The sequence below is a fragment of the Rhizobium sp. G187 genome, assembly GCF_051549525.1.
In the GTDB taxonomy this organism is placed as follows: Bacteria; Pseudomonadota; Alphaproteobacteria; order Rhizobiales; family Rhizobiaceae; genus Allorhizobium.
In genome coordinates this window covers 210,731-220,282 of the sequence record NZ_JBPUGM010000007.1, presented here as the reverse complement: position 1 = coordinate 220,282, position 9,552 = coordinate 210,731, and the positions used below count along the sequence as shown (strand labels likewise).

At 58.9% G+C, this 9,552-nt stretch carries 7 protein-coding genes and 1 riboswitch; of the genes, 6 read left to right on the top strand and 1 reads right to left on the bottom strand.

The genetic code is table 11. From position 1 onward, the window contains the following. Nucleotides 1–343: 343 nt before the first annotated feature. Nucleotides 344–559, bottom strand: coding sequence for a hypothetical protein (locus ACSV9I_RS19280; protein WP_438330413.1), 216 nt, complete (start codon nt 557–559; stop codon nt 344–346). Between the two features lie 167 nt (nt 560–726). Further along, a riboswitch (cobalamin riboswitch) is annotated at nt 727–940 on the top strand. Nucleotides 941–991: 51 nt separating this feature from the next. Between ACSV9I_RS19280 and ACSV9I_RS19275 the strand changes: the two genes are divergently transcribed. The 6 genes from ACSV9I_RS19275 to ACSV9I_RS19250 all read left to right on the top strand — a co-directional run bounded on the left by ACSV9I_RS19275 (nt 992) and on the right by ACSV9I_RS19250 (nt 9,496). Beyond that, a complete protein-coding gene (locus ACSV9I_RS19275) occupies nt 992–1,675 on the top strand; it encodes an energy-coupling factor ABC transporter permease (protein ID WP_438330412.1) in 684 nt (227 codons plus the stop codon). A gap of 154 nt (nt 1,676–1,829) precedes the next feature. Then, on the top strand, nt 1,830–2,780 hold the full coding sequence (locus ACSV9I_RS19270) for a phosphoribosylaminoimidazolesuccinocarboxamide synthase (protein ID WP_438330411.1): 951 nt from the start codon (nt 1,830–1,832) through the stop codon (nt 2,778–2,780). A 7-nt stretch (nt 2,781–2,787) separates the two neighbouring features. Next, complete coding sequence (locus tag ACSV9I_RS19265) at nt 2,788–3,453, top strand: TetR family transcriptional regulator (protein WP_438330410.1); 666 nt, start codon at nt 2,788–2,790, stop codon at nt 3,451–3,453. A gap of 124 nt (nt 3,454–3,577) precedes the next feature. Continuing rightward, on the top strand, nt 3,578–4,780 hold the full coding sequence (locus ACSV9I_RS19260) for an efflux RND transporter periplasmic adaptor subunit (protein ID WP_054160393.1): 1,203 nt from the start codon (nt 3,578–3,580) through the stop codon (nt 4,778–4,780). A gap of 40 nt (nt 4,781–4,820) precedes the next feature. Continuing rightward, nucleotides 4,821–7,937: an efflux RND transporter permease subunit gene (locus ACSV9I_RS19255; RefSeq protein ID WP_438330409.1), complete on the top strand. Its 3,117-nt coding sequence runs from the start codon at nt 4,821–4,823 to the stop codon at nt 7,935–7,937. 134 nt (nt 7,938–8,071) lie between these two features. Beyond that, nucleotides 8,072–9,496: an efflux transporter outer membrane subunit gene (locus tag ACSV9I_RS19250; RefSeq protein WP_054160395.1), complete on the top strand. Its 1,425-nt coding sequence runs from the start codon at nt 8,072–8,074 to the stop codon at nt 9,494–9,496. Nucleotides 9,497–9,552: the final 56 nt, after the last annotated feature.

The window sequence follows — 9,552 nt, the reverse complement described above, 5'->3', positions numbered from 1 at the left end:
AACCCTAAAGCCGGGCAACAAATCAGCAATTCAGCCAATTTCTAGAAGATTTCTTTCTGAACCAGTCCGTCGCCGCTTCCGCGCCGCCGCCTCTCGTTCGGTGAAGCGGCTTATACGGCCACTCCTCGGAACCGTCAACAACGAATTGTCAAAAATCTGTCTTTTTTCATAAACCATTGAAAATAATGGTTTTATTAAGCGAGGGCCTGGGCGGCACTCTATCATTGGCTTCTAACTGGCTGCCTTCTCGCACTAAGTGCGCTGTGGTCGAGCCTGACAAGCCACCTTGAGAGGCGCGGAACTGCGGGATTGTACGGAGCGGCCTTTCAATCCCGGCCCATGTTCAGCCCATCGTGATCAGGATGAGCATTATGAACATCAAGGGTACCGCCGTCAGAGCCGGAATGATGATCGCGGGATAGCCGAATGTGACAATGGCCAGAATCCAGACCATCAGCAGGTTGAGAATGAACAGCACCTTGGCTGTGGCACTTCCTTGGACCGCTTCCTTCAGCATCCAGCCGAACACCGGCACGCGATAGATGATGGTAGAAAGCATGGTTTCAGTCCCTTTCTTCAATTGTAGCCATTTGGCTGCCGAACATTCTCCCCCAGGGTCCCAGCTGTCGCAATGCGTCAAATTGGCGTTCGTCAATCGTAGGCCCCTCCCCCGCCGGATCACATCACGAAACGTCGCAATTTGCTGGACAGACGATGAAGCCGGGCTCTAGATTTCATCCTGATGGTTCCGCCCCGACGAGAGACAGGGGTGGACGAAGAGGGAATACGGTGAGGACTACCCATCAGGGGCCGAAACCGTGGCTGCCCCCGCAACTGTGAACGGCGAGCGACATCCGACATGCCATTGGCCTTAAGGTCGATAAGGCGGATCGAGCCCTGACCCGTGAGCCAGGAGACCTGCCATCAATCGACGTCGCTTTGGCGGCATTTACTCTTCTCGCGCGGTGGGCGCGGACGAAAGGACAAGACTATGCATATCGAACCCGGCGCCGTCGACGGCGCCAAACTCGCACTCTCCTATGCCACGGCAGCACTCTCATTCGGTCTCGTGGCCAAGATGGTCCGTGACGACCTCACATCCAGCAAGACCCCGATCGGCCTCGCCGCACGGTCGGTCATGACCACGGCCCTGGTCTTTTCCTTCTTCGAAATCCTTCCGCATCATCCGGTTGGCGTCTCCGAAGTGCACCTGATCCTTGGCTCCACACTCTTTCTTATGTTCGGCGCAGGAGCTGCGTCGATCGGGCTGGCGCTTGGTCTTCTGCTTCAGGGTCTTTTCTTTGCGCCCTTCGATCTGCCGCAATACGGTATGAACGTGACAACCCTGATTGTACCGCTCTTTGGCCTCAGCCGGATCGCCAACCACATGATCCCGAGGAAGACGGCCTATGTGGACGTCCGTTATCGCGATGCGCTTGCGCTTTCGACGACCTACCAGGGCGGCATCGTCGCCTGGGTCGCTTTCTGGGCACTTTATGGTCACGGCTTCAATGCCGACAATCTTGGCAATGTCGCCGCCTTTGGCGCCGCCTATATGCTGGTCGTCGTCGTCGAACCCCTGATCGACCTCGCGGTCTTGGCAGCGGCCAAATCCTGGCGCACGGCGACCGACAACCATCTGTTCAGCGACCGGCTCCATCACGCCGCGGGCTGATTGCCAAGTCCAAAGGACGATCCAACCGCGCAACGGAGAAAGCGCATGGTCAAGGCCATGCGCTTTTTCTTTGAAAGGCGGCGAAGTTTCGGCTACCGCCAAAGACATGACGCTGCGCGCTGCAGCACGGCACACTGACCCGACGAGGACGACCATGCGCATTCTGTCCGAAGCCTTTTTCCCGGAACTGCCCAGCTATTATCGTGGCAAGGTTCGCGAGAATTACGATCTTGCTGATGGCAGCCGGATTATCATCTCGACCGACCGCCTTAGCGCCTTCGATCGCATCCTCACCTGCATTCCCTACAAAGGTCAGGTCCTGACGCAGACGGCCCGCTACTGGTTCGAACACACGGCCGACATCTGCCCGAACCACGTCATCGCTTATCCCGATCCGAATGTGGTCGTTGGCAAGCGGCTGGACATCCTGCCAGTCGAGATCGTGGTGCGCGGCTATCTCGCCGGCACCACCGGCACCTCAATCCTGACGCTCTATAAGAAGGGCGAACGCAGCATGTATGGCATCACCCTGCCCGACGGCATGCGTGACAATGAAAAGCTGCCCTCCCCGATCATCACTCCGACCAGCAAGGAATTCGATGGCGGTCACGACGAACCACTCACGCCGGATGAGATCGTGTCGCGTGGCCTGCTGACCGAAGAACAATGGCAGACCTTGTCACGCTACGCGCTCGGCCTCTTTGCGCGGGGTCAGGAAATGGCAGCAGCCCGTGGGCTCATTCTCGTCGACACGAAGTATGAATTCGGCACGGATGAGAATGGCACGATCATTCTGGCAGACGAGATCCACACGCCCGACAGCAGCCGTTACTGGCTGGCTGACAGTTATCCGGAAAGCTTCGAAAAGGGCGAGCGCCCGAAAAGCTTCGACAAGGATTTCGTCCGGGCCTGGGTCGCCGAACGCTGTGATCCATATCATGATGAAATCCCGGAAATTCCGGCGACACTGGTGAACGACACGTCACGGGTCTATATACAAGCATATGAAGCCATTACTGGCCTCACCTTCGAACCCGACGACCGTGGCGCGACCCCCTTTGAGCGCGTGCGGCAGAATCTGGAGACTTACTTCCCAGGAAAGTAGAATTGCCATGGATCAGGATTGCCGGAAGCCCAAAAACATTTCGATAGCGGTCGCTATGCAGGAGCGGTCGCAGAGGCGTCCGCGTCGCTCCGCAGAGGAGACCCGCGAAGAGATCCTCAACACGGCCGAAGAGCTGTTCCGCACCCATGGCTTCGCCAGTGTCTCGATCGCAGACATTGCGGCCGATCTTTCGATGTCACCGGCGAACGTCTTCAAACACTTTCGCACCAAAACTAGCCTCGTCGATGCCATTGCGACCCGCGCAATCGAGCAGAAAGTCTCAGAACTCGAGGCACTTGATTCAACACGCTGCGCAACCGAACGCCTCTCTGCCCTGGCCCATCATCTGATGATGGAACATTTCAATGACCGAAAGGACACTCCTTTCGTCTTCGAAATGATCCTCGTGACCATTCGGGAAGAGCTGGATTGCGGCGAGCGCTTCCGCGACATGATCGTCGAAATGCTGAGCCGGATCATTGAGGCTGGCATCGAGGAAGGCAGCTATCATGTGGCAGACATTCCACGTTTCGCCAACGCCGCGTTCGACGCGCTCGTCTGCGTGATCCATCCTGTCATGATCGGGTTGGAGAAAACTGACATATTGGCAACACGCTGTAATCACGTTGTCGCGCTTATCGATGCTGCACTGCGCTCTCCGCTTGCAAAGTGACGATAATTAACTTACGTCACTTTTGCCTGTGATCTGCGTGGCATGATCACGTGGTCCCGCACGCCTATGCCTTCCTCCCTTCGCGGGCGGAAATGACATCATTCTATAGCTCTTGGGATTATCGATGACCCGACGCCTCAAACTCGCCTCCGCCGTCGCGATCTGCCTCGTCACGCTCGCAAGCTGCAGTGATTCAGAAACGGCCGCTACAGGCGCTCCGGGCGCCGGGCAGGAACGACCGCCCGCACCAGTGAGCATTGCGGTGATGAAGAAGGCACCGCATGCCTTGACCAGCAATCTGCCGGGCCGTGCCTCCGCGTTCCAGACCGCTCAGATCCGTCCGCGTGTTAGCGGCATCATCAAGGAAATCGCCTTCAAGGAAGGCAGTGAAGTCAAGCAGGGCGATCTGCTCTACAAGATCGAGGACGACACCTATCGCGCCGCTTATGCGCAAGCCGAAGCAACTCTCCGGAAGGCTGAGGCCGGCGTTCCGACCGCGCAGTCCAACCTCGCCCGCCAGGAGCGCCTTGTCGGCAGCGGCGCGACCCAGGTTGAACTTGAAAACGCCCGCGTGACATTGCTGCAGGCCGAGGCGGATGTCGCCGTCGCAAAGGCAGCGCTTCGGTCGACAGAAATCGAACTCGGTTTGACCGAAGTCCGCGCGCCCTTCGAAGGTGTTACAAACGCGTCCACCTATTCTGTCGGCAACGTCGTCACCGCAAACCAGGCCGATTCCCTGACGACGCTTCGGCAGCTCGACCCAATCTATATCGATTTGACGGAATCCAGCGTCAATCTTCTGCGGCTGCGCGAAGCGATCAAGGCTGGCCGCGTCAATCAGAGCGAGATTACCGAAATCCGCCTGACTCTCGAAGATGGCCACGAATACCCGGTCGTCGGCAAGCTCGACATGTCGGATATGGCTGTATCTGAAACCACCGGCACTTATACGATCCGCGCTGTCTTCGACAATCCGGACAATCTCGTTCTGCCGGGCATGTATGTTCGCGCGACGGCCACAGTCGGAACGGAAGAAGGCTTCCTCATTCCCCAGCGCGCTGCAACCCGCGACGCCAAGGGCCAGCTAACGGCAAAATTCGTGACAGCCGACAACAAGGTTGAAACCCGCTCCTTTGCCGAAAGCCAGGTATCCGGAAACAACTGGCTTGTGACGCAAGGCATCTCCGATGGCGATAAGCTCATCCTCGACGGCTTCCAGTGGATCGCTGACGGCGCCCCTGTAAACCCGGTCGAGGCGACCATCAATGAACAGGGCATCGTCGAGGAAGTCGCGAAGCCCGAGGCCGCCCCCGCTGCAAAGCCCTGAGCTGACGCAACGCGGCATTTGAGGCACTAGGGGAAAACCAATGGCCAAATATTTTATTCGTCGCCCGGTCTTTGCATGGGTGATTGCGATCATCATCATGCTCGGCGGTGCGCTGGCGATCTCGACCCTGTCGATCGCCCAGTATCCCGAAATCGCACCGACAACTGTCCGCATTTCGGCAAGCTACAACGGCGCAAGTGCGGAAACCGTTGAAAAATCAGTGACTTCGATTATCGAAGACGGCATGACCGGCCTTGATGATCTGACCTATATGACGTCGTCGTCGAGCACAGGCTCGGCCAGCGTAACCCTCACCTTCGGCAATTCCGTCGACCCGGAAATTGCCCAGGTCCAGGTCCAGAACAAGCTGCAGCTCGTCCAGTCGCAGTTGCCGGACATCGTCCAGACGGCAGGTATATCGGTCACCCGCTCGACATCGAGTATCCTGCTCGTCGGCGCACTGGTCTCGACCGACGGCAGCCGCACCAATGTTGAACTCGGCGATATCTTCTCGACGCAGATCGAGGATCAGATCAAGCGCCTGGAGGGCGTTGGTAGCATCGAGGTCTTCGGCACCGGATACGCCATGCGCGTCTGGCTTGACCCGTTCAAGCTGAACAAGTTCCAGCTGACCCCGACGGACATTACGACGGCCATCCAGTCGCAGAACACCCAAGTGTCCGTGGGCTCGCTCGGCGGACAGCCTATGGCCGAAGGCCAGCAGATCAACGTGACGGTGACGGCACAAAGCCAGTTGCAGTCCGTCTCTGAATTCGAATCGATCATCCTGAAGACCGAAACCGACGGTGCCACCGTTCGACTGAGCGACGTTGCCCGCATCGAGATCGGTCAGGAAAGCTACGCGACAAACACGAGGTCAAACCGCAATCCGGCGACCGGCTTTGCGGTGAACCTGGCAACTGGTGCGAACGCACTGGACACGGCCGATCGCGTAAAGACAGTGCTGACCACTCTCAGCGAAGCCCTGCCGGAAAACGTCGTCATTACATACCCTTATGACACGACTCCCTTCGTTGAGCTGTCGATCGAGAAGGTGGTTCACACGCTTTTCGAAGCAATTATCCTGGTCTTCGTCGTGCTGCTGGTCTTCCTGCAGAACTTCCGCGCCACTCTCATTCCGATGATTGCCGTGCCCGTCGTTCTGCTCGGTACCTTCGGCGTCCTGGCAATCACCGGATATTCGATCAACACGCTGACAATGTTCGCGATGGTTCTCGCAATCGGTCTTCTCGTCGACGACGCCATCGTGGTCGTCGAGAATGTCGAGCGCATCATGACCGAAGAGGGCTTGTCACCGCTTGAGGCCACTGAAAAGTCCATGGGTGAAATCACCGGCGCAATCGTCGGTATCGCTCTGGTCCTGACGGCCGTATTCATCCCGATGGCCTTCTTCGGCGGCTCCACGGGCATCATCTATCGTCAGTTCTCGATCACCATCGTCTCGGCCATGGCACTCTCTGCCATTGTCGCACTCGTTCTGACCCCGGCGCTCTGCGCCACGATGCTGAAGCCTGTGGACCACCACAAGCCAAAGCGCGGCCTTTCGGCCTGGTTCAATCGCAATTTCGATCGCACCACCGGCGGCTACGTGTCGACGATCGGATACCTGCTTAAGCGCCCCTTCCGTGTCATGCTGATGTTCGTGGTTGTCATCGGTGGTATGGGATGGTTCTTCCTTCGCCTGCCCTCTTCCTTCCTGCCGCAGGAAGACCAGGGTGTTCTGATGACCATCGTCCAGCTGCCGAACGGTGCAACCGTTACGCGGACGGAAGAGGTCATCAAGAAGATCGAGAACTACTATCTCGACAAGGAAAAGGACGCGATTCAGGACGTGTTTTCCGTGTCCGGCTTCTCCTTTGTGGGCTCTGGCCAGAACTATGCGCTCGTCTTTGCCAAGCTGAAGGATTTCGACGAACGCCAGACGCCGGAACTGGCAGCCTCTGCGATCGTCCAGCGCGCCATGGGATATTTCTTCACAATCCGTGATGCCATGGTCTTCCCGCTTCAGCCGCCGGCCATCCCCGGTCTCGGCACCTCCAGCGGCTTCTCGATGTATCTTGTCGACAGCGGCAAGAACGGCACCGAGGCACTGACGGCGGCCTCAGGGCAGCTCATGCAGGCTGGAAGCAGCAATGCAAATGTCAGCTCGCTTCGTTCGAACAACCCGCCGGCAGAAAGCCAGCTCAAACTCCTCCTCGACCAGGAGAAGATGGGCGCCATGGGTCTCGACATCGCGACCGTCAACAACATGCTGTCGACCATCTTCGCCGGCAGAGACGTGAACGACTTTACCCTGAATGGCGAGTTGAAGCCTGTCTACGTTCAGGGCGACGCGCCCTACCGCATGCAGGAAGACGCTGTCGATCACTGGTATGCCCGCAATACGGAAGGCGAGATGGTACCCTTCTCGTCCTTCGTGAAGACCGAATGGGTCAGCGGCGCTCCGACGCTCAGCCGTTTCAACGGTGTCGGCGCCATCTCCATGGAAGGTGCTGCTGGTCCGGGCGTAAGCTCCGGCACGGCTATGGACACGATGGAACAGCTGACGGCCGGTCTCGGCGGCGGCTACACCGTTGCCTGGCAGGGGATTTCCTATCAGGAACGCCTATCCGGTTCGCAGGCTCCGATACTCTACGCCCTGTCGGTTCTGATCGTCTTCCTCTGCCTCGCAGCCCTCTATGAAAGCTGGTCGATCCCCTTCTCGGTGATCATGGCAGTGCCCGTAGGTGTTCTGGGGGCGGTCGCGGCGGCTCACTTCTTTGGCCAGTCGAACGACGTCTACTTCAAGGTCGGCCTCCTGACGACCATCGGTCTTGCCGCAAAGAATGCGATTCTCATCGTCGAATTCGCGAAAGACCGGCAGGGGCCGGGCGTGAGCCTGATCGAGGCGACACTCGAGGCCGCAAAGCTTCGCCTGCGTCCGATCATCATGACGTCTCTGGCCTTTATGCTGGGTGTTGTGCCTCTCGCCATTGCCTCAGGCGCCGGCTCGGCTGCACAGAACTCGATCGGCATTGGCGTGCTGGGCGGTGTCTTTACGGCAACAGCGCTAGGAATTTTCTTCGTACCATCGTTTTTCGTCATTATTCGCAAGCTTTTCGGCGGTGCAAAAGCCGACGAAGGCGTGACATCCTAGAAGCTGACAATCTATGTTAACCATCAAAGCATAGGCTGCGTTGACAGCCTATGCGCGCACAGCGGCCACCGATACAGGCTTCCATGAGGTAGCCAATTCGTTGTAGGCCTTGGGGACTTGAACAGGAATTCGTGATGCCATCCATTCGTGCAGCCGCTCCACTCGTAATGCTCCTTCTTTCAGGCTGCGTTGTCGGCCCGAACCATGAAACGCCGCAGACTGCCCTTCCGGCCAAATTCTCCGAAGGCAGCACCAAGCCGAATGGCGACGTGACGATGGCATCCTGGTGGACTGCCTTCAACGATCGCCGGCTCGATTCGCTGGTCGAAAAGGGACTGTCGGAAAACCTCTCCGTCCTTCAGGCCATCGAACGCATCTCGGCCGCGGAAGCCAACTTCAACGCCGCTGACGCCGGCGCCTTCCCGCAGCTGACCACGTCGTCGGCATTCGAAGTCTCCGGCGCAAGGGCAACCGGTGATCTCGCCGCCACACGCAGCAGCGACAACACCCGCACCACGAGCGGCTCGCTGAACGCATCCTGGTTGCTCGATCTGTTCGGCGAATATCGCCGCTCGAAGGAAAGTGCGGGCGCCACCCTCGACGCCGCCTATGCGAGCGCCGATGTCGCCAAGCTTACCTATCTCTCCAGCGTCGTGTCCGCCTATATTGACGCCCGCTACTATCAGGAGCGCATTGCGATTGCCCGCAAGAGCCTCGCGTCGCGTCGGGAAACGCTGGACCTGACCAAGCTCCAGCTCGAAGCAGGCGCCGCCTCGCGTCTCGACGTTGTCCAGGCCGAAGGTCTGGTCAACTCGACACTGGCCGAAATCCCAGGACTCGAAACGTCGTTCCGCCAGGCCACACATCGCATCGCCTTCCTGCTCGGCTTGCCGGCCGCAACCCTTGTTGCCGATCTGCAGAAGGGCGCACCACAGCCTTACGCCCGCCGCAGCGTGAACTCCGGCGTTCCAGCCGACCTCATCCGCAATCGCCCCGACATCCGCGCAGCTGAGCGCAATCTCGCAGCGGCCGTCGCCGAAGTCGGCGTGGCGGAAGCAGCACTCTATCCGTCGATCTCGCTCAGCGGCACAATTTCGCCGGCCCATATCGCATCGTCAGGCGTCGATGGCAGTGTCACGTCCTGGGGCTTTGGCCCGAGCTTGAACCTGCCGATCTTCGACGCAGGCGCACGGCGCGCCAACGTCAAGGCACGGGAATCGGCCGTCCGCGAAGCGCAGCTCGCCTGGAAGGAAGCCGTTCTCAACGCGGTACAGGAAGTCGAAAATGCACTGGTGGCCGTCAACCGCGCCCGCCAGACAGTCTCTGCACTGACGGCAACGGTTCGTTCTTATGAAGAAGCCCTGTCGCTGGCGACTGCCAGCTATCGTGACGGCGCTTCCTCGCTGCTCGACGTACTCGACGCCCAGCGGAACGTGGCAAGTGCGCAGGCCAATCTGGCCCAGGCCGTCCAGCAGGTCGCGACCAACTACGTCAACCTCAACGTCGCCATTGGTGGTGGCTATGCCTGGGGCGCAACGACGACTGTCGCCAAGAAGTAGGCTTGACGCCCATTCAATGAAAACGGCGACCTCTCGGTCGCCGTTTTTGTTTGTCC

Bases quoted from the DNA above. Each gene is read 5' to 3' on its own strand.
- ACSV9I_RS19280 (WP_438330413.1), bottom strand. From the start codon at position 559: ATGCTTTCTACCATCATCTATCGCGTGCCGGTGTTCGGCTGGATGCTG.
- ACSV9I_RS19275 (WP_438330412.1), top strand. From the start codon at position 992: ATGCATATCGAACCCGGCGCCGTCGACGGCGCCAAACTCGCACTCTCC.
- ACSV9I_RS19270 (WP_438330411.1), top strand. From the start codon at position 1,830: ATGCGCATTCTGTCCGAAGCCTTTTTCCCGGAACTGCCCAGCTATTAT.
- ACSV9I_RS19265 (WP_438330410.1), top strand. From the start codon at position 2,788: ATGGATCAGGATTGCCGGAAGCCCAAAAACATTTCGATAGCGGTCGCT.
- ACSV9I_RS19260 (WP_054160393.1), top strand. From the start codon at position 3,578: ATGACCCGACGCCTCAAACTCGCCTCCGCCGTCGCGATCTGCCTCGTC.
- ACSV9I_RS19255 (WP_438330409.1), top strand. From the start codon at position 4,821: ATGGCCAAATATTTTATTCGTCGCCCGGTCTTTGCATGGGTGATTGCG.
- ACSV9I_RS19250 (WP_054160395.1), top strand. From the start codon at position 8,072: ATGCCATCCATTCGTGCAGCCGCTCCACTCGTAATGCTCCTTCTTTCA.